The sequence below is a fragment of the Mordavella massiliensis genome, assembly GCF_016902415.1.
Taxonomy (GTDB): Bacteria; Bacillota; Clostridia; order Lachnospirales; family Lachnospiraceae; genus Merdimonas; species Merdimonas faecigallinarum.
Genome location: NZ_JACJLV010000013.1, coordinates 43583 through 63349, shown reverse-complemented (window position 1 = coordinate 63349; position 19767 = coordinate 43583). Strand labels below are relative to the sequence as shown.

At 49.4% G+C, this 19767-nt stretch carries 19 protein-coding genes; all 19 read right to left on the bottom strand.

The window, feature by feature from the left end:
* Positions 1-38: 38 nt before the first annotated feature.
* The 19 genes from H6A13_RS05765 to H6A13_RS05675 all read right to left on the bottom strand — a co-directional run bounded on the left by H6A13_RS05765 (position 39) and on the right by H6A13_RS05675 (position 19737).
* Entirely contained in the window at positions 39-596 is a 558-nt protein-coding gene (locus H6A13_RS05765; RefSeq protein WP_204908660.1) for a hypothetical protein, read from the bottom strand.
* Positions 597-778: 182 nt separating this feature from the next.
* Entirely contained in the window at positions 779-2299 is a 1521-nt protein-coding gene (locus tag H6A13_RS05760) for a 4Fe-4S dicluster domain-containing protein (RefSeq protein ID WP_204908659.1), read from the bottom strand.
* Between the two features lie 76 nt (positions 2300-2375).
* Positions 2376-3383: an aspartate--ammonia ligase gene (asnA, locus tag H6A13_RS05755; RefSeq protein WP_204908658.1), complete on the bottom strand. Its 1008-nt coding sequence runs from the start codon at positions 3381-3383 to the stop codon at positions 2376-2378.
* A 23-nt stretch (positions 3384-3406) separates the two neighbouring features.
* Positions 3407-5806 carry a homocysteine S-methyltransferase family protein gene (locus H6A13_RS05750; RefSeq protein ID WP_204908657.1) on the bottom strand — a complete coding sequence of 800 codons (2400 nt, stop codon included), beginning with the start codon at positions 5804-5806 and terminating at the stop codon, positions 3407-3409.
* Positions 5807-6454, bottom strand: a complete 648-nt coding sequence (locus H6A13_RS05745; protein WP_204908656.1) for a vitamin B12 dependent-methionine synthase activation domain-containing protein — start codon at positions 6452-6454, stop codon at positions 5807-5809. It lies immediately after the preceding gene.
* A gap of 10 nt (positions 6455-6464) precedes the next feature.
* The gene (gene metF, locus H6A13_RS05740; protein WP_204908655.1) at positions 6465-7334 is read right to left on the bottom strand and encodes a methylenetetrahydrofolate reductase [NAD(P)H]; all 870 of its coding nucleotides are present in this window, start codon (positions 7332-7334) and stop codon (positions 6465-6467) included.
* A gap of 24 nt (positions 7335-7358) precedes the next feature.
* On the bottom strand, positions 7359-8795 hold the full coding sequence (glgA, locus tag H6A13_RS05735; protein WP_204908654.1) for a glycogen synthase GlgA: 1437 nt from the start codon (positions 8793-8795) through the stop codon (positions 7359-7361).
* Positions 8796-8859: 64 nt separating this feature from the next.
* Positions 8860-9648, bottom strand: coding sequence for a sporulation transcription factor Spo0A (gene spo0A / locus H6A13_RS05730; RefSeq protein ID WP_204908653.1), 789 nt, complete (start codon positions 9646-9648; stop codon positions 8860-8862).
* A 112-nt stretch (positions 9649-9760) separates the two neighbouring features.
* Positions 9761-10831: a SpoIVB peptidase gene (spoIVB, locus tag H6A13_RS05725; RefSeq protein ID WP_204908652.1), complete on the bottom strand. Its 1071-nt coding sequence runs from the start codon at positions 10829-10831 to the stop codon at positions 9761-9763.
* 72 nt (positions 10832-10903) lie between these two features.
* Positions 10904-12598, bottom strand: a complete 1695-nt coding sequence (gene recN / locus H6A13_RS05720; protein ID WP_204908651.1) for a DNA repair protein RecN — start codon at positions 12596-12598, stop codon at positions 10904-10906.
* A gap of 8 nt (positions 12599-12606) precedes the next feature.
* Positions 12607-13056 (bottom strand): arginine repressor, encoded by a 450-nt coding sequence (gene argR / locus H6A13_RS05715; protein ID WP_204908650.1) that lies wholly within the window; start codon positions 13054-13056, stop codon positions 12607-12609.
* A 26-nt stretch (positions 13057-13082) separates the two neighbouring features.
* Positions 13083-13916: an NAD(+)/NADH kinase gene (locus tag H6A13_RS05710; protein WP_204908649.1), complete on the bottom strand. Its 834-nt coding sequence runs from the start codon at positions 13914-13916 to the stop codon at positions 13083-13085.
* A 17-nt stretch (positions 13917-13933) separates the two neighbouring features.
* Positions 13934-14740: a TlyA family RNA methyltransferase gene (locus H6A13_RS05705; protein WP_204908648.1), complete on the bottom strand. Its 807-nt coding sequence runs from the start codon at positions 14738-14740 to the stop codon at positions 13934-13936.
* Between the two features lie 14 nt (positions 14741-14754).
* Positions 14755-16614, bottom strand: a complete 1860-nt coding sequence (gene dxs / locus H6A13_RS05700) for a 1-deoxy-D-xylulose-5-phosphate synthase (protein ID WP_204908647.1) — start codon at positions 16612-16614, stop codon at positions 14755-14757.
* 15 nt (positions 16615-16629) lie between these two features.
* Positions 16630-17532: a polyprenyl synthetase family protein gene (locus H6A13_RS05695; RefSeq protein ID WP_204908646.1), complete on the bottom strand. Its 903-nt coding sequence runs from the start codon at positions 17530-17532 to the stop codon at positions 16630-16632.
* Positions 17516-17737, bottom strand: a complete 222-nt coding sequence (xseB, locus tag H6A13_RS05690; RefSeq protein ID WP_204908645.1) for an exodeoxyribonuclease VII small subunit — start codon at positions 17735-17737, stop codon at positions 17516-17518. Before xseB ends, H6A13_RS05695 begins: the two co-directional genes overlap by 17 nt.
* Entirely contained in the window at positions 17730-18941 is a 1212-nt protein-coding gene (gene xseA, locus H6A13_RS05685) for an exodeoxyribonuclease VII large subunit (RefSeq protein ID WP_204908644.1), read from the bottom strand. Before xseA ends, xseB begins: the two co-directional genes overlap by 8 nt.
* 13 nt (positions 18942-18954) lie before the next feature.
* Positions 18955-19353 carry a transcription antitermination factor NusB gene (nusB, locus tag H6A13_RS05680; protein WP_204908643.1) on the bottom strand — a complete coding sequence of 133 codons (399 nt, stop codon included), beginning with the start codon at positions 19351-19353 and terminating at the stop codon, positions 18955-18957.
* On the bottom strand, positions 19354-19737 hold the full coding sequence (locus H6A13_RS05675) for an Asp23/Gls24 family envelope stress response protein (RefSeq protein WP_204908642.1): 384 nt from the start codon (positions 19735-19737) through the stop codon (positions 19354-19356).
* Positions 19738-19767 lie beyond the last annotated feature (30 nt).

Below are 19767 nucleotides of genomic sequence, written 5' to 3'. Positions count from 1 at the left end.
GCAAAAAGGACCATTGCTTATGCAACAGCCCTCTTCCCTTACTCTTCCACTAATGACAGATGTAGTTCTACTTCTTCTATATTCTGATTTTCGGTAAGATTATCATATTCTTCTCCATTACTGTCTTTTTGTAATGTGAAGTTTATTTCTGTATTAGGAGCAATATTTTGTTCTGTAACTTTGTATTTTTTTAGTTGCTCTTCATCTGTGGGATCAATATAGCTCCCGTCGTCCGGAATCAGCACAAACTTAACAGTTTCCGCGCCGTAAGCATCCCGGAAGTCTCCGGCTAAAGACAAATATCCGCATTCCTCCAGATTTCTCCCAACATAATCCCTGATATAATATGTATATGCATCCGGAGCTGTTTGGATTGGAGTCAGCGATATTTCCGTATCGTCTGTGTTTCCGACTTCTTTCACATAGAGTAATATTTCCTCCACTGTCTGACTGGAAATCAGCCCATTCTCATCATTCCCTTCTGCATCTTTTTGGAATGTGTATTTTATTTCCGTATTGGGTTCTAAATTTTGCGCCGCCACATAATACTTGTCTTTTTCATTACGGCCTTTCCTTTCTCCGCATACAGAAAGCATACGCTATCACGCTTCCGTAATAGCAATACTCTTTTGCGGTGCAACCTGTTTTTTGTGTCGTGAAAGGCCATGTAAATTTCGCGAATATTAGACAAAGAAATCCCGGTTGTCCCAAAATGATTTTTAGGACAACCGGGATTTCTCCTGAAGTCTTACTTTATTCTATTGCCAGAGTATGTGGATTAATCCAGTTCGATCTCTTCCAGCTCTTTGGGCGGAATCTGTCTGGAGGACGCTTTCACAAAGTCCTTGATCTTCTTCTGAGCCTTGGCAACCGGAATATTGGTTCCCGCGCCGGCCACACAGCCGCCGGGGCAACCCATGCCTTCAATGAGGCAGCCGTTCATTTTGCCTGCCTTGGCAAGAGCCAGTACTTTCTTACACTCCGACAGTCCTTCTGCGTGCTCAATGTTCACTTCCACATCCGGATAATACTCGCGGATACATTTGTCGATGGCTTCCGCCACGCCGCCGGCCACCGCATAGCCTCTTCCGGCTCCGGTCGCGTCATGGAAGGAGGATTCTGCCTCGTACTTGGTCAGGTCGATCTCTTTGGCGTCAAACATCGCCTGCAGTTCTTCAAAAGTAATGACAAAGTCCACGTCGCTGCGGACGGTTCTTCTCATGGCTTCCAGTTTCTTTGCGGCGCAGGGTCCGATGAATACCACCTTGGCATTGGGATGCTGCTGCTTGATGGTGCGGGCTGTCGCCACCATAGGCGTCAGTTCCTGAGACACCTCATCCACCAGATCCGGGAAGTATTTCTTTGCCAGCATCGCCCAGGAGGGGCAGCAGGAAGTCAGAAGGAAGGGAAGTTCCCCTGTGGTTACCTTTTCCACATAGTGGTGCGCTTCCGCGATCGCGCCGATATCTGCGCCAAGGGCTACTTCATAGAACGCGGAAAAGCCCATTTCCTCCAGAGCGGCTTTCAGGTTCCTGGGGGTGATATTATCTCCAAACTGCCCGTAAAATGCAGGAGCGATCTCCGCAACAATTTCCTCTCCTTCGCTCAAGGCTCTTGCAAGCTGGAAGATCTGAGACTTATCAGAAATAGCGCCAAAGGGGCAGTTTACCATACACATTCCACAAGACACACATTTGTCCGGATCCACATAAGCCCGTCCCATCTTATCGGAAGTGATGGCGCCGACTCCGCAGGCCTGGGCGCAGGGGCGCTCCTTCTTTGCGATGGCGTCATATGGGCAGACAGATTTACACTTTCCGCACTTGATACATTTGGACTGATCAATATAGGATTTCCCCTTTACCATGGAAATCGCTCCTTTTGGGCAGACTTCCATACAGGGATGAGCCAGACATCCTTTACACATATTGCTGACTTCGTAGCCCTTTTCCTCGCAGGCCTCACAGGCTGACGGGATCACCTGCATCAGCGGCGGCTCGTAATATTTATCAGAAATATTGCTTGCCTCCATTCCTGCTGTCAGATGGACCGGCTTATCCTCCGGTCGCAGAGAAAGTCCCATGGCAAGTCTCAGCCTTTCGCTTAAGACCGCACGCGCCCGGTATACGCTTTCCCGGTACCGTTTTTCATCATTGACCATCCGGTAGGGGATCGCCTCTACTTCGTCATTGAGTGTCTCTGCAAAGTTTTCCTCATTGGCGCGGAAACCAAGTCTTGCGACCTCTTCAAAGACCTTCCTTCTTAATTTTCTTACTGTGGTATCCAAACCTCTTACCATCGTATGCTCTCCTTTATCTTGTTTTTATACTCATACTATGGACAGGCTGTCCTGTCTCTATGTATTTTACCCTGTTTTACAGCAAAATGATATGGTGTTTTTTGCAGGTTTCCCGCATCTCTTCCGGCCAGATGCTTGCCTGTACCTCGCCGATATGGGCTCTGTCCAGAAGCAGCATGCACAGTCTGGACTGGCCGATGCCGCCGCCAATAGTATACGGGAGTTCCCCGTTTAACAGCATCTTGTGATAAGGCAGGTTTTTACGATCCTCGCAGCCTGCTTTTTTCAACTGTTCTTCCAGGGATTTTTCGTCTACGCGGATTCCCATACTGGAGATCTCCAGCGCGCATCCAAGCGTATCATACCAGAACAGGATATCTCCGTTCAGCTCCCAGTCATCATAGTCCGGTGCCCGCCCGTCGTGGGGTTTTCCGCTCTTTAACTTATCGCCGATCTTCATCAGAAATACACAGCCGTATTCTTTGGTGATCAGATTTTCTCTTTCTTTGGGCGTATGGTTGGGATACCGGTCTTCCAGTTCCTGTGTGGTGATAAAGACCACATTTTCCGGAAGCCGTTTCACAGCCTGCGGATACTTATACCATACCTCATGCTCCATATGTTTGATGATCTTAAACAGCGTTTTCACCGTTTCTTTCAACTTTTCCTCTGTGCGCTCTTCTTTTGTGATCACCTTTTCCCAGTCCCACTGGTCCACATAGCAGGAATGAAGGTTGTCAAGCTCTTCATCTCTCCGGATCGCGTTCATATTGGTATACAGACCTTCTCCAGGCTGAAATCCATATTCATGGAGAGCCATTCTTTTCCATTTTGCCAGAGAATGCACCACTTCCATGGTTTCTCCTTCGATGGCCGCCATATCAAACTGCACCGGGCGCTCCACGCCGTTCAGATCGTCATTGAGGCCGCTGCTTTTTGCCACGAACAGAGGCGCGGAGATCCTCTCCAGGTTCATTTCTTTTCCCAGTTCCTTCTGAAAGGTGTCCCGGATATACTTGATCGCTTCCTGTGTGGTCCGCACATCCATACGCGGATCATATGCATTTGGTAATACTAATCCCATGTCTGTCTCCTCCTTGTTGTAAGTTATATCTGATGAAAAATTTCCTGCGCATAATACACGGACTGCATAGCGTCTTTCCCATAGAAATCCGCTCCGATCATATCCGCATATTCCTGATTCAAAACCGCGCCGCCTACCATCACCCTGCAGTCCGGCTTCTCCCGGCGCAGCAGGCGGATCGTCTCTTCCATGCTGGCTACGGTGGTGGTCATCAGAGCGCTTAAGCCTACAAGCTTTACATCCTCATCCACAGCTTTTTTCAAAATGTCCTCCGGGGGAACATCTTTCCCCAGATCCAGTACGTCAAAACTGTAATTTTCCAGCAGCACTTTTACGATATTCTTCCCGATATCGTGAATGTCGCCTTTCACAGTGGCAAGAATGACCTTTGGCCGGTCTTTTTCTCCCTCTTCCTGCGCGGGCATGGCTTCTTTTAATACGGAAAATGCCTGCTTTGCCGCATCGGCGCTCATCAGAAGCTGGGGAAGAAATACCGTCCCTTTTTCAAATCCTTTTCCCACTCTGTCAAGAGCCGGGATCAGATACCTGTTAATAATGGAAAGGGAATCCTGCTCTTTCAAAAGCTGTTCGGCCGCCCAGGCTGCTTCCTTTTTCATCCCTTTTTCAATGGCTGCCTCAAGCGGCATTTCCCCGGAAGTTTCCGGATGTTTCTTCCCTGTCTCCGAGGCTTCCGTTCCGCCATACTGGCCGATGTATCCTTCAAAATTAGGATCCTGTCCGGTCAGGGCAAGGAAAGAACGGTAAGAACACATCATATCTTCCGACGCCGGATTGATGATCCCTGCGTCAAGCCCTGCCTCCAGAGCCATGGTATAAAAATTCGCATTGAGCGCCGCCCGGTTCGGCAGTCCAAAGGAAATGTTCGATACGCCCAGCACGGTCGCAACTCCAAATTTTTCTTTGACGCCACGCAGCGCATCCAGTGTAACACGGGCACTGCCCGGATCAGAACTTACTGTCATGGTCAGTACATCGATCACCAGATCCTTCTTTCTGATCCCGTATTTTTCTGCCTCTTTTATAATTTTCCCGGCGATCCGGATCCGTCCCTCTGCTGTATCCGGAATCCCGGACTCATCCAGAGTAAGACCGACCACGACTCCCCCGTATTTTTTCACCAGAGGAAATACCTGATCCATAGATTCCTGCTTGCCGCTTACAGAATTTACCATCGGCTTCCCGTTGTAGATCCGCATGGCAGATTCCAGCGCCTCCGGGTCCACCGTGTCGATCTGCAAAGGAAGGCTGGTAATACTCTGCAGTCTCGATACAGCCTCCCGCATCATCGCCGTTTCATCGATATCCGGCAGTCCCACATTAACATCCAGGATCTGAGCGCCCAGTTCCTGCTGGCGGATTCCTTCTTTTAAGATGTAGTCAAAGTCCTGCTCCTTCAGCGCCTGTTTCAACCGCTTCTTTCCTGTCGGATTGATCCTCTCTCCGATGACCACCGGACAGTCGTCAAGAACGACTGCGGCCCCATAGGACGATACGACCGTCTCTTCTTTATGATCCACCTTTTTTACCGCCCGCCGTCCGAAACTCTCCGTCATGTTCCGGATATGTCCCGGCGTGGTCCCGCAGCATCCGCCGATCACAGCAGCTCCGCCGTCCACGATCTTTTCCATCACACGGACAAACTCTTTTGGCGTCACATCATAGTAAACCGCTCCATCCTTCTGTTTGGGAAGTCCGGCGTTGGGCTTTACGATCACGGGAAGGGAGGTATGGCTGACAATTTCCTGAAAAATGGGCAGCATCTGCTCCGGTCCCAGACCGCAGTTGATGCCAAGCGCATCCACGCCAAGTCCTTCCAGCATAGCCATGGCGGAACGCACGTCCGCGCCGGTCAGAAGTCTTCCTTTCTCATCAAAGATCATCGTGGCAAATACCGGTAGAGACGTCTGCTCCTTTGCAGCCAGCACAGCGGCTTTCATCTCATAGGTATCGCTCATGGTCTCAATATGGATCAGATCCGCTCCAGCTGCCTCGCCCCAGCGCATCACCTGGGCAAATGCCTGGTATGCGTCTTCAAAATCCAGATCCCCCATCGGCTTTAACAGCTTTCCTGTCGGGCCGATATCCAGAGCGGTATAGACCTCCCTGTCATCATGGACTCCAAGATAAGCCGCTTCTTTTACATGAATCACGGCTGCGGTTACAATATCCTCCAGTTCGTATTCTGAATCCTGGAATTTCAACGCATTTGCGCCGAAAGTGTTCGTCAGTACGATATCACTTCCGGCTTCAAAATAATCCCGGTGGATCTCGATCACTTCTTCCATATGCGTAAGGTTCCAGATCTCCGGAAGCTCTCCGGCCTGCAGTCCTTTTTCCTGAAGAAGGGTACCCATCCCACCGTCAAAATATAATACTTCTTTTCCTAATCGTTCTTTCAGCATCTATGTGCTCCTCCGATAAACACAGTCTGTCTTTTCACATTCTTCACAGCCGCCTTTGCCGCACAAGGTGTTTTCCCTGCCAAGACCGATCAGCGCAGTCACTGATTTGGTCGGCGTCAGCATATAGCTGTCCGTCATAGTAAGTCCGATTCGTTTTGCCGCGTCCAGCATCCGAAGGATCTGCTCCTGGCAGAGAATGGAAAAATCACCGTATCCGGGACTGAATCTGGGTCGCAGATACCATCCCTCTTTTGCCATCTTCTTTTTAAATCCTTCCTGCCATTCATCCAGATATTCCTCCAGATCGGCAGCTGCACACGCCTGCATAACGGCCGCTCTTGCAACTTCTGTCAGTGCGTAGCGGCGAAGCAGAAGATCTACGCCTGCACCGAGCGTAGCCCCTAAAAGGACCACTTTTTCACATCCCTGCAGATTCCTGGCCAGATTCCTGCTTTTCACCAGATAATTGCCAATGATGACCTGTTCGTCATCCGGAGTCTGTAATTCAAAAATGCGATAGACGATTCGTTTCTTTGCCGTCTCCGAAAGTTCCGAAAAGGAAGCTTCGATCAGGCCAAGCGTATCCTCATCTACCGCATGGTTTCCATACCCCAAATAACGAACAGCCTCTCCTGTTCTTTTATCCATACGAGTATCCTTATGCTTTCACGATCTGTGAAAGATTTTTCATGATAGCTTCTGCCACTTCCGGCTTATTCATAGAATAAACATGGACATGGTTCACTCCATTGGCAAAAAGATCAATGATCTGGTCCGTAGCATAAGCAATGCCTGCCTGCTTCATGGCTTCCGGGTCATCCCCGAACCGGTCTACCACTGCAAGGAAACGCTGCGGAAGCATCGTTCCTGACAAAAATCCGATCCGTTTGATCTGCTTTGCACTGGTTACCGGCATAATCCCCGGCACTACCGGAACCGTGATCCCCTTCTCCCGGATCCGATACAGAAAATTGTAAAGAATGCTGTTATCAAAAAACATCTGTGTTGTCAGAAAATCCACACCGCAATCTACTTTATGCTTCAGATTCAGGATATCATCCGCTTTATGCTCGGTTTCCACATGGCCTTCCGGATAGCAGGCCGCGCCGATACAGAAATCTCCTCTGCTCCTGATATCCTCGATCAGTTCACTGGCATACCGGTAATGATTCGGCAGCGGAAACTCTGAATCCTGCGGAATATCTCCCCGGAGCGCAAGCACATTTTCAATCCCCTGTTCTTTCAGCTCATCGATCACCTTATGTACCATGTCTTTGGTAGAAGACACACAGGTCAGATGGGCCAGGCTGGTCACATTCTTATTATGCTTGATATGGGAGGCGATCTTCACCGTATTCTTGCTGGTGCCTCCTCCGGCTCCGTATGTCACACTGATATAGGACGGGCGAAGCTCCGCGATCTGGTCTGCGGCATGGATCACGCTCTCAAATCCTGCGTCTGTTTTCGGCGGGAATATCTCAAAAGAGATATGCGGCTCCCTGCTCTTTAATATCTCACTTATTCTCATCCTAGTACTCCTCTGAATCGGGGTCTACATATTATCATACAGTTCTTCGTACTGTTTCGCGGAATTCTTCCACGAGAAATCCTTTTTCATGCCTCTTTCTACAATCTTGTTCCAGTCTCTCTTCTTGTCATAGAAAATGCGTTCCGCATAGCGTACCGTTCCAAGCATCTCATGGGCATTGTAATTCATGAAGCTGAATCCGGTGCCTGTCTTTTCATATTCATTATAAGGCTCTACCGTATCTTTCAGTCCGCCGGTCTCTCTTACGATCGGAACGGTACCATACCGCAGGCTCATAAGCTGGCTTAATCCGCAGGGTTCAAACAGCGACGGCATAAGGAACGCATCACTGCCCGCATAGATCTTATGAGACATCGCCTCGGAATAATAGATATTTGCGGAAACCTTTCCGGGATATTTCCATGCAAAATGGCGGAACATATTTTCATACTGTTCTTCTCCGGTTCCCAGCGCCACGATCTGCACTGCATCCTGACACAACTCGTCCATTACGTAGGCCACCAGGTCAAATCCCTTCTGGTCCGTCAGTCTGGATACAATACCGATCATCATAACCTTATTATCCTGATCCAGATTCAGTTCTTTCTGCAGAGCCAGTTTATTCTTGATCTTCTCTTTGCGGAAATTCTCTACTGTATAGTTCTTTTCAATAAATCTGTCTGTCTCCGGATTATAGTCGTCATAATCAATACCGTTGACAATACCGGACAGACAGTTGGCGCGGGCGTTCATAAGACCGTCCAGCTTCTCTCCGTAGAACGGCATCTTGATCTCTTCCGCGTAAGTATTGCTCACTGTCGTGATGCGGTCTGCATAAACCATACCGCCCTTCAGGTAATTGGCGTCCTTGTATGCTTCCAGTTTATCCGGAACAAAATAATACTGGGGAAGTCCGGTGATATCTCTCACCCGCTTGGTATCCCAGGTGCCCTGGAACTTCAGGTTATGGATCGTCATAATGGTCTTGATCCCCCTGTAATATTCATTGCCATAGCGGAAGTTGTCAAGGAATACCGGGATCAGTCCGGTCTGCCAGTCGTGACAGTGGATGATGTCCGGCCGGAAATCGATCAGCGGCAGGGAACTTAAAACCGCCTTGGAGAAAAACGCAAATTTTTCAATATCTGCATACATCTCTCCATATGGCGCAAAACCATTGAAATAATATTCATTGTCGATGAAATAAAACAGAATTCCATCATATTCCAGTTCCAGGATCCCTACATACTGTTTTCTCCAGTTCAGATCCATGTAAAAATGCGTGCGGTATGTCAGTTTATCCTTCCATTCCTGCTTCATGCACATATATTTTGGCAGCATGACCCGAACATCATACTTTTCTTTATCAAAATACTTCGGAAGGGAACCGACAACGTCTGCCAACCCTCCTGTCTTAATAAAAGGTACTGATTCAGAAGCTGCAAATAGTATTTTTTTCATGGCTTTTCCTCCCAACCTCGCGATATACATCTATTATATCCTATTTTTTATCAGAAGAAAAGCATTAGTTTTTCGTTTCTAACCGGATCGTATCTGCGATCAGCGCAATAAATTCCGAATTCGTCGGTTTTCCTTTTCCGTTACTGACCGTATACCCAAACAAATGGTCCAGTGTATCCAGCTTTCCCCGGCTCCAGGCCACTTCGATGGCGTGCCGGATCGCCCGTTCCACCCGGCTTGCCGTAGTCTGATGCATCTTTGCCACTGTCGGATACAATACCTTGGTGACCGCATTCAGCACATCCATATCCTCTACTGCCATCATGATCGCGTCCCTCAGATAATGATATCCCTTAATATGGGCGGGTATCCCGATCTCATGGATCATATCTGTGACCCTGGTCTCCAGGCTGATCCCCGGGGCAGCCGCCTGCGCGGCGAAGGAAGCCCCTGAATCCGCACTTCCTGTATGCGCCGGTTTTCCCGCCATCTTGATCCTGCTTACGATCATATCATTTTGAAAAGGTTTCATGATATAGTAACTTGCTCCGTTTTTGAAGGCATCTTCTGTAATTCTCTCCTGTCCCACTGCTGTGATCACAATAAATCCAGGCTGTTTTTTCAGATCTTTATCCCGGTTCACCGTCTCCATGACGCTAAGCCCGTCCATTTTTGGCATGATCAGATCTAAAAGCACTACATCCGGCTGTTTTTCGCGGATGATGCGGTATGCATCCTCACCGTTATTTGCTTTACCGACCAAATGAAGCTCTCTGTCATTTTCAACGATTTCGCCAAGCAGATCCAGTATTCGCTCGTTGTCGTCGGCGATTGCCACGCTTATCTCGCTCATTTTGCCTTATGCCTCCTTCTCCTTACAGAAAACCGTCGAGATAAATTATATAATTCGAAAGCTGGCAAGGCAAGAAATTGCTGTCGGAAAACAGGAACAATTCTCGACAGGATTATGGGGAATCGACATTTTTCAGCATGTTTTCGATGAAGATCCCATACCCCCTGGAAGAGTCTTTTACAAAGACATGCGTGACCGCTCCGATTAGTTTCCCGTTCTGGATGATGGGGCTTCCGCTCATTCCCTGGACGATCCCGCCTGCTGCCTTAAGAAGTCTTTCATCTGTCACTTCAATCTCCAGCCCTTTGTTCACTTCCTGGGCATGTCTGTCAACTTTTGTAATACGAATCTCATATTCTTTTACATCCCCCTCCACCGCGCAGCGGATCACTGCCGGCCCTTCCCTGATCTCATCTCTTACGGCTGTCTCCATCGGCGTCTGATCCCCAAAAAGAGCATCGATCCGGTCAATCTTTCCGTAAATCCCTTCTTCTGTATTTTTAGAAATACTCCCCAGTACATTATAATTGTTGTAGACAATGATCCCTTCCATTCCGCCCGGATTTCCACTGGTGCCTTTCTGTACATCCTTTATACTGGTGGAATAGACGGTTCCTTTCGACGTCTTGAGAAGCTGGCTGGTATCTACATCATGGATGCCGTGTCCCAGTGCGCCAAACTGACTGTCTGCATTCAGAAATGTGATGGTTCCAAGTCCCTGTGCATTATCCCGCACCCAGATGCCGAGTTTGTAATCCCCGTCGTCATCCGCCACTGCCTGGAACCGGACTTTGGTTTCACTGCCATCCCGTTCAATGTCAAGGACCACGTCTTCCTGATCCAGCTGATTCACCGCCTCAATCAGTTCTGTTTTCTTGCGGATCTTTGTTCCATTGATCGCAGTAATATAGTCTCCTGCCGAAACCAGATTCCTTGCCGGCTCTTTTTCGATCCCGCCGGTCCCGGGAACGGCCTGTGTACCAAGGACCATCACTCCGTCTGTCTCCAGATAAATCCCGATCGGCATGCCGCCAGGGATCACAAGTCCGCTGCCTGCTGTCCCGGCGTTTACTTCCTGCTTTAGTTCCTCCTGCCGGTTCCGGATCAAATAGTAACTTCCGCCGACCGCCACAGAAAAAACCACCGCCATAATTAAAATTCTTCGATACCAGTATTTTCTCATATCTCTTCCCTCACATAAAAAAGATAGATGCCTGTCTCGACATCTATCTTATTATGTGACGTTTTTCTGATTTTAACCGGTGCTCCTGAGACTGTTTTTTTTCTCCTTAGCAAGACTTTTCATTTCTGCGGCGCTTTTCATCACCGTATCAGTAATCTGCGCGCCTCCCAGGATCCTTGCAAGTTCTTCCTCTGCCTCTTTATCCGAAAGCAGACTGATCTGTGTACGGGTGTCCCCGGCTTCCACTTTTTTCTCGATCCGGTAATGATGATCCGCCATCGCCGCGATCTGGGCCAGGTGCGTGATACAGATCACCTGATGCACTCCGCCGATCAAAGCCATCTTTTCAGAGACTTTCTGGGCCGTCCTTCCGCTGATCCCCACATCGATCTCGTCAAAGATCAATGTCTCAATATCATCCTTCTTTGCCATCACCGTCTTGATCGCCAGCATGATCCTGGACAGTTCTCCGCCGGATGCCACTTCCGCAAGCGGTCTTGCCGGCTGTCCCGGATTCATGGAGATCCTGAACTCTATGTCATCCGTTCCCTGCGCCGTATAATCCGGTGTCTGTGAAAAACAGATCTCAAACTGGACCTTTTCAAAATTCAGTTCCCTTAATCCCTGTTCAATCTCCTGCTGCATCCGCGCCGCCTGTTCCTTTCGAATCCCGGACAGCCTGGAGGATGCATCTTTTAATTCTTCTTCTGCATTCCGAAGAGCGGCCCGGAGATCTTCCACATACTGGTCATAATTTTCCAGTTCTCCAATCCTCTCTTCCTGTTTCTCACAATAGGCAAGAATCTCTTCGATCCGGTTGCCGTATTTTGTCTTCAGATGATTGATCTCATTTAACCGGCTCTCTGCAGCGGCAAACTCCTCTTCGGAAAATTCACAGGATTTCCCGTATTCTGCCAGTTCCCGGTTGAAGTCGTTAAGCAGACTGTCAATTTCTGAAAGCTGTTCATAAAGTTCTCCGGCTCTCTCATCCAAAGAAGCCGTATCTGAAAGGGATCGGATGGCACGGCTTAATGCGTCGCTGGCATTGCCGCTGCCGGCGCTGGTATAAGCATAGGCCTCCTCTATGCCATCGGAAATTCTCCTGGCATTCGTCATTTTACGGTACAGGGTTTCCAGTTCTTCGTCTTCGCCGGGTTTTAATCCGGCCTCCCGGATCTCCCGGACCTCAAACCGGAGGAAATCCAGTTCCTTTGCCCGCTGGGACTCATCGCTCTGCGACTCTGCAAGCTTTTTCTGACAGGACCGGTATTCCTGATAAGCCTTTGCCGTCCGTTCCTTCTCGTCCTTGATCAGATCTTTGGCATAGGCATCTGTAAGATCCAGATGATTCTTCTTATACAAAAGCGACTGGTGTTCATGTTGTCCGTGAATATCGATCAGGATCGAGGCCGCCTCCTTAAGAAGCCCGGTTGTGACAGTCTCGCCATTGATCCTGCTGACGCTTTTTCCCTGCATCAGACGTCTGGAAAGCGTTACCATTCCCTCTTCCGGATAGATATCCAGTTCCCTTAATCTTTGCTTCTGCCGTTCGTTTTCCAGATGGAACGTAATTTCTACAAATCCGTATTCTGCGCCCGGCCTCAGGATATCTTTGTGATATCTGGCTCCCAGGGCAAGATTTACCGATCCGAGGATGATCGACTTCCCCGCGCCGGTTTCTCCGGTCAGGATATTCAGTCCGTCCTGAAATTCCACCTCGATCTCATCGATCAGGGCCAGATTTTTGACATGTAAATTCTGTAACATCCTTCCTCCTACAATACAATCCTTCCGATCTTATCCATGACCTTTACCGTGTCCTCTGTACTGCGGATCGCGCACAGGATCGTGTCGTCTCCTGCGATACAGCCCACCACTTCATTCCATTTCATTGCGTCCAGGGCAGCAGCCACTGCCATAGCCATCCCGGCCACCGTTTTGATCACCAGGATGTTCTGGGCCATATCCATGGATACATAGCCGTCCTTCAGCACCCGGATATACTTCTCACTCATGCCTGATCCCGAAGTCTGATGAAGAGCGTATCGCTGCTTGCCATTCTCAGAAGGGATCTTCGTCAGCTTCAGATCCCGGATATCTCTGGAAACGGTTGCCTGGGTCACCGTAAAGCCTTCCTGATTCAGATAATCCGCCAGTTCCTCCTGGGTCTCGATATGATATTTGTTGATCAGTTCGATGATTTTTGCATGTCTGTTTACTTTCATGTCTTTATCCCCTTTGCATTAATGCATTAATTCCCCCTCATTTTTCTGCGGAGTGTTTCCAGAAAGCTGACTCTGCTCAGCTTGACAAACTTTGTAGAAGCTTTCGCCCTGCGGATCTTCACCCATTCTCCTGTTTTCAGGGTTCTCGTATCTGCCCCGTCAAAGCTGACAGACACCTCTTCTTCCATTTCATTGCGTCCCATGCCAATCTCCACTGTGATCTCGTCCTCCGGAGAGAGCACGATGCTGCTGGTATTCAGTGCGTGGGAACAGATTGGCGTGATCACGATCAATTCTGCGGTGGGTTCCACGATCGGGCCGCCGGCCGACAGGTTATAGGCTGTAGAACCGGTAGGCGTAGAGATAATGATCCCGTCCGCCTCATAGGAATTGAGAAGCGCCCCGTTGACATACAGCCGGAAATGGATCACATGGGGCTCTCCTTTCCTGCACACAACGATATCATTCAAAGCCACATCTTCTTTCTGTCCTTCAAAAACGCCTTCCAGCATCATGCGGTTTTCCAGCTCGTATCTGCCTTCCGCGATCTGCGTGACCGCCTCTTCAATATGCGTGACTTCAACCTCTGTCAGATAGCCAAGCGTCCCCATATTGATCCCCAGAACCGGCACATCCCGCTTCCAGAGCACTCTTGCCACCTCGATCAGACTGCCGTCGCCGCCGATCACGATGGCGCAGTCCAGTTCAGGCGGTATAGACTCCCGGATGATCATTTTCTTTTCATCCTTATGGCAAAGAGTGCAAGTTTTCCCTTTTTCTTCCAGTAATCTGCGCACCTTTGCAGTCACGCTGTGGTCAATATCTTTTCCGTCGTTTGTTACAATCAAAAAATGGTCCATAGTTTCTGATCCTTCTGTTATTTTGCTAGTGTATCAAATGCAAGATCTACAATTTCCGCCTGTTTCTTCTCATCGATCAGTGATCCCGGACATTCCGTCTTCTTCAGATGTACCAGGTATTCAATATTTCCTTCCGGTCCTTTGATCGGAGAAAACTCCAGTTCCTGTACAAAAAAGCCGATGGAAACCGCATAATCGATCACTTTGGCAATGACCTCCAGGTGCGTGCTTTTTTCCCGTACCACGCCTTTTTTTCCGACCTTTTCTCTTCCCGCTTCAAACTGCGGCTTGATAAGAGCAACGATCTCTCCGTCCTCACTCAGATAGTTCCGGATCGGCTGCAGTACCTTCGTAAGAGAAATAAAGGAAACATCAATGGAAGAGAATTCCACCGATTCTCCCAGATCTTCCGGCGTGACATACCGGATATTCGTTTTTTCCATACAGACAACCCTTGGATCCTGCCTGAGTTTCCAGTCCAGCTGTCCTCTGCCCACATCGATGGCATACACCTTTCTGGCGCCGTTTTGCAGCATGCAGTCCGTAAATCCGCCGGTAGAAGAACCTACGTCTGTACAGACCTTTCCTTCTACGCTGACGTCAAAATGCTTCAGAGCCTTTTCCAGCTTCAGACCGCCTCTGCTGACATAGGGAAGCGTATGCCCTCTTACTTCAATCTGCACTTCCTCCGGAAATGTTGTGCCTGCTTTATCTTCTCTCTGGCCGTCTACAAATACATTGCCTGACATAATGATCGCTTTTGCCTTTTCTCTTGATGCGGCAAGATTCCGTCTGACCAGTAATACATCCAATCGTTCTTTCATGTTCTCTCCTGTCTTTAGCAGATGGTTCTCTCAATCTTTTTTACTACGGAATCTGCATCAATGCCTGCCTCTTTCCGGAGGATCGATACATTTCCGTGTTCAATATACGCGTCAGGAAGCGCGATAATAAGTACCCGGACCGGAAGATTTTCCTGGCACACAAAGGTCTGTACCTGCTGCCCATATCCTCCCGTCTCCACGTTTTCTTCCAGTGTAACGATCCAGTCGTGGGTTTTACTCAGTTCCCGGATCATCTCCTGATCAATGGGCTTTACAAATCTGCCGTTTACAAGGGTACAGTCGTATCCTTTTTCTTTCAGCCTTCTTCTTACCTCTTCGGCTTCTTCAAACATATGGCCGATGCTGACAAGCGCGATCCCTTTTTCACGGACGATCATTTCACTTTTTCCATATTCCACAGGCGCCCGGTATTCCTGGTACTGATCCAGGGCCGCGCCTCTGGGATACCGGATCGCGACAGGGCCGTCGTGACAAAGCGCAAAGCGGAGCATATCGGCCAGCTCCCATTTATGCTTGGGCGACAGGACTGTCATGTTGGGGATGCTTCCCAGATAAGACAGGTCAAAGATCCCCTGATGGGTCTCTCCATCGCTTCCCACCAGTCCGGCCCGGTCCACTGCAAATACCACCGGCAGATTCTGAAGCGCCACATCATGGATGATCTGATCATACCCTCTTTGCAGGAAGGAAGAATACACTGCAAATACCGGTTTTAAGCCTCCTGCAGCCAGTCCGGCCGCAAATGTGACTGCATGTCCTTCTGCAATTCCCACGTCAAAGAACCGGTCAGGATATCGTCTGGCGAATCGTTTGAGCCCTGTTCCGTCTGCCATGGCAGCCGTGATCGCAGCGATCTTATCATTTTTCGCCGCGCAGTCGCACAGCACTTTCCCAAACACATCGGTATACGTATCTTTTTTCTTTTCTTCTTTTATCTCACCCGTCTGTACCTGGAACGGGCCGACGCCGTGGAACTTATCCGGCTGCTCTTCCGCAGGGCCGTATCCTTTTCCTTTTTGCGTCATCACATGGACCAGCACCGGCCCATCCACCCTGGCCGCCTCCCGGAGCGCGCGGCATAAAAGCGAAAGGTTGTGGCCTGGGATCGGTCCCAGATAAGTGATCCCCATATCTTCAAAGAACATGCCCGGCACCACCAGCTGTTTGATGCTGCTCTTGGTCTTGCGGATCTGGCTGATCATGTGATCTCCTACCAGCGGCACGGTGTGAAGCGCGCTTGTCACTCCTTTTTTCAGGCCGGTATAAATATCCGCTGTCCTCAGCCTTGCAAGGTAAGCCGACATGCCTCCCACATTTTCGGAAATAGACATGTGGTTGTCATTTAAGATCATGATAAAATTAGTTTTCAGGGAAGCCGCATTATTCAGCGCCTCATAAGCCATGCCGCCGGTCATGGCCCCATCGCCGATCACCGACACGACATGATAGTCTTCCCCTTTAATATCTCTGGCATGCACATAGCCAAGACCTGCAGAAATAGAAGTAGAACTGTGTCCCGTATCAAAGGCGTCGCAGGGGCTCTCCTTGCGTTTGGGGAAACCGCTCATACCGCCGAATTTACGCAGATCCTCAAATCCCTCCCTGCGTCCGGTCAGCAGCTTATGTGTGTATGACTGATGCCCCACATCCCAGATCAGCTTGTCTTTTGGAAGGTCAAACACCAGATGCATCGCCATGGTCAGTTCTACCACTCCCAGATTGGAAGCCAGATGGCCTCCGGTCACACTGACCTTTTCCAGCAGAAACTTACGGATCTCACCCGGCAGTATTTCTAATTCTTCTTCTGACAGTTTCTTGATATCATTTTCCTTCTGTATCTTATCTAATACCATAAGACAGCCCTCTTTCTATCTGTCTCTGTGGATCAGCGCAAGAAGCAGCTGCTCCAGAAACTCATGTTCTCCCGGAAGCTGATGAAGCAGGGATACTGCCTCGTCGGAAAGTTCCTGTACTTTTCTTCCGGCCTCTTCGACTCCCATCAGTGTCACATAGGTTGTTTTTTCATTCTTTTCATCACTGTGTACCGGCTTTCCCAGCACCTCGCTGGTACTCGTCACATCCAGAATATCGTCCTGGATCTGGAATGCGATGCCTACATTGCAGGCAATCTGCTCTGTCTTCTTTACTTCTTCTTCTGACGCGCCGCCAAGGATGGCCCCGATCATCATGGCTGCCTCAATCAGCGCCGCTGTTTTCAGCTTATATATGGTATCCAGAACCTCTTTGGAAACCGCATGCCCGGTCTCTTTTACATCGATCACCTGTCCGCCGATCATTCCGTAGATTCCGGCCTTCTCTCCCAGCACTGACAAGGCGCGTCCGATGGTCAGGCTGTCCTCCGGATCCAGGACAAAAGCCCGGAACGCCGTTTCAAAGGCATAATTTAAAAGCGCGTCTCCCGCAAGGATCCCCATATCTTCTCCATATACCACATGGGTGGTTTTTCTGCCCCGCCGGTATTCATCATTATCCATGGCCGGAAGATCATCATGGACCAGGGAGTACGTATGGATCATCTCAATTGCAGCCATAAATGGATGGAGCGCACGGGATTTTCCGGGAAACAGACGGAAGGTCTCGCTCATCAGAAGCGGTCTGAGCCGCTTTCCTCCGGCCATGAGACTGTAACACATAGCCTCCATAATGATGCTCTGGCGTCCCTTCTGTCTGGGAAGATACTCCTGCAGGATCTCTTCCACTAAATGGACTTTCTGATTCATCTGTTCTTTGAAATCACAATTCAAACTCATGCGTATCTCCTTCTTCATCCAGGACCAGCATCTTTTTTTCTACCTGGTCAATTGCCTCATTGCATTTTTTTAACAGTTCCATACCTTTATGATAGAGTGTAAAGGAATCCTCCAGGGAAAGTTCTTCTGTCTCCATCTTTGTCACTGTCTCGTCCAGAGCGGTAAACATCTCTTCCAGAGATTCCTTTTTTTCAGCTTTATCCATGCTTTTCCTCCTTGACTTCTCTGACTTCTGCGCAGATCACACCATCTGTCACATAGACAGAGAGATTCTCTCCTTTACAGATCCCGGATATACTCCGCACACTCCTGCCCCGTTCGTCCTGCACATAGGCATACCCATGATTCAGCTTCTCCAGGGGAGAAAGAGCTTTCACTTTCTCGATATAAAGAGCAAGCCGGTGCCTTGCCTTCAAAAGCCTGTCCTCCATCCCGGCCCGCAGACGGTCTTCATAATCAGCCGCTCTTTGCTGTTGATCCAGAAGCCTCTGCCTTGGATGCCGCACCTTCATACGCGTCCAGTACTGGTGAAGGCGCATCCGGTTTACCTTCAGTTCCTGACCAAGCAGCTTCCTAAGCTTCAGGGATGTCTCTTCCAGATAAGACTGCACCTGTCTGACATCGTATACCGCCAGCTCGGCTGCCGCAGAAGGAGTCGGCGCCCGCAGATCCGCCGCATAATCGGAGATCGTTGTATCCGTCTCATGACCCACTGCCGAGATAACCGGGATCTGGCATTCAAAGATCGCCCTTGCGACGATTTCCTCGTTAAATGCCCAGAGATCCTCCATAGAGCCGCCCCCTCGTCCGACGATGATCACATCCACATCCGTCTGTCCAAGCATATGGATTCCCCGGACAATACTTTCCGCAGCTCCTTCTCCCTGTACTTTGGCAGGATACAGGATCAGCTGTACATAAGGATTACGCCTTGCGGAAATATTCATGATATCCCGGACGGCCGCACCGGTAGGAGCCGTCACCACGCCTACCTTCTTCACATAGCGGGGGATCGGCTGTTTGTACTCCGGCGCAAACATCCCCATCTCTTCCAGCCTGCGCTTCAGTTCCTGAAAACGCTCGAACAGCTGTCCCTCTCCGTCCAGGCGGATCTCTCTGGCATAAAGCTGATAGGACCCGCTTCTTTCATAGACGCTTACCGAGCCGAAGACGATCACCTGCTGCCCTTCACTCATACGAAAAGCGAGCCCGCTCCGCTGCCCCGCAAACATAACGCAGGCAATCGTTCCGGACTCGTCCTTTAACGAAAAATATATATGTCCTGATGTGTGGTACTTGCAATTGGAAACCTCACCCTTCACATAAATGCGGTTCAGCATAAAATCCTGGGTGAACATATTCTTAATGTAAGCATTTACCTGCTTTACCGTATATACATTTTTTGTCATGGTTTACCTCTGATCAGTCCGCAAGCTTCGCAAGTACGCCGTTGACAAATGCAGGGCCGTCGTCGCTGCTGTATTTTTTTGCAAGTTCCACGGCTTCATTGATAGCAACGCCCACCGGCACAGAATCATCCCATTTCATCTCATAAACGGCCAGCCTTAAGATCGTAAGATCCACCTTGTTCATACGGCTGGTCTTCCATCCCTTGGTATGTGTGTTGATCAGCTCGTCGATCTCCTGGATCCGGTCTGCTATTCTTTGTACCTTTGTCTGAATATACTCCTGTTCCTTTTCATCGGCTCCTTCGATCTCCCGGACATAAGTCCCGGTCTGCTCTGTAAAATCCGCGTCCTCCCGGAATTCAACGCCAAACAGGAGTTTAAAGATGTGTTCCCGTAATTCTGATCTTTTCACTTAATCTTCCTCCGGAACGTCCACGCCGGCCACACGGATATTCACATCTGCCACCTCAAGACCTGTCATGTTTTCAATGGCTGCTTTTACCTTCTCCTGTACCTTTGTGGTGATATCTTTGATGCTGTAGCCGTATTTCAGATTCAGAGACAGGGATACGGTCACCACGCCTTCCAGCACGTCTACCTTCACGCCCTTGGAAAGCGACTTCATTCCCAGCTTGCTGATCAGCTCTCTGGTCGCGTTGCCGGCCATAGAAGCAACACCTTCTACCTCCATCGCCGCAAGTCCTGCGATCATTGCTACCACTTCATCTGCGATCTTTACTTCGCCCAGACTCTCATCCGCCTGGATCGTATATGTGTTTCTTTCCTCTTTACTCATTTTGGAAACCCTCCTGTCTGGTCTAACACT

Coding starts and splice junctions, on each gene's coding strand:
- H6A13_RS05695 (WP_204908646.1), bottom strand. CDS start 17,532: ATGAGTTTGAATTGTGATTTCAAAGAACAGATGAATCAGAAAGTCCAT.
- H6A13_RS05675 (WP_204908642.1), bottom strand. CDS start 19,737: ATGAGTAAAGAGGAAAGAAACACATATACGATCCAGGCGGATGAGAGT.
- glgA (WP_204908654.1), bottom strand. CDS start 8,795: ATGAAAAAAATACTATTTGCAGCTTCTGAATCAGTACCTTTTATTAAG.
- recN (WP_204908651.1), bottom strand. CDS start 12,598: ATGTTACAGAATTTACATGTCAAAAATCTGGCCCTGATCGATGAGATC.
- metF (WP_204908655.1), bottom strand. CDS start 7,334: ATGAGAATAAGTGAGATATTAAAGAGCAGGGAGCCGCATATCTCTTTT.
- dxs (WP_204908647.1), bottom strand. CDS start 16,614: ATGGTATTAGATAAGATACAGAAGGAAAATGATATCAAGAAACTGTCA.
- H6A13_RS05705 (WP_204908648.1), bottom strand. CDS start 14,740: ATGAAAGAACGATTGGATGTATTACTGGTCAGACGGAATCTTGCCGCA.
- xseA (WP_204908644.1), bottom strand. CDS start 18,941: ATGACAAAAAATGTATATACGGTAAAGCAGGTAAATGCTTACATTAAG.
- spoIVB (WP_204908652.1), bottom strand. CDS start 10,831: ATGAGAAAATACTGGTATCGAAGAATTTTAATTATGGCGGTGGTTTTT.
- argR (WP_204908650.1), bottom strand. CDS start 13,056: ATGAAAGTAAACAGACATGCAAAAATCATCGAACTGATCAACAAATAT.
- H6A13_RS05750 (WP_204908657.1), bottom strand. CDS start 5,806: ATGCTGAAAGAACGATTAGGAAAAGAAGTATTATATTTTGACGGTGGG.
- H6A13_RS05710 (WP_204908649.1), bottom strand. CDS start 13,916: ATGGACCATTTTTTGATTGTAACAAACGACGGAAAAGATATTGACCAC.
- H6A13_RS05745 (WP_204908656.1), bottom strand. CDS start 6,454: ATGGATAAAAGAACAGGAGAGGCTGTTCGTTATTTGGGGTATGGAAAC.
- asnA (WP_204908658.1), bottom strand. CDS start 3,383: ATGGGATTAGTATTACCAAATGCATATGATCCGCGTATGGATGTGCGG.
- xseB (WP_204908645.1), bottom strand. CDS start 17,737: ATGGATAAAGCTGAAAAAAAGGAATCTCTGGAAGAGATGTTTACCGCT.
- H6A13_RS05760 (WP_204908659.1), bottom strand. CDS start 2,299: ATGGTAAGAGGTTTGGATACCACAGTAAGAAAATTAAGAAGGAAGGTC.
- H6A13_RS05765 (WP_204908660.1), bottom strand. CDS start 596: ATGCTTTCTGTATGCGGAGAAAGGAAAGGCCGTAATGAAAAAGACAAG.
- spo0A (WP_204908653.1), bottom strand. CDS start 9,648: ATGAGCGAGATAAGCGTGGCAATCGCCGACGACAACGAGCGAATACTG.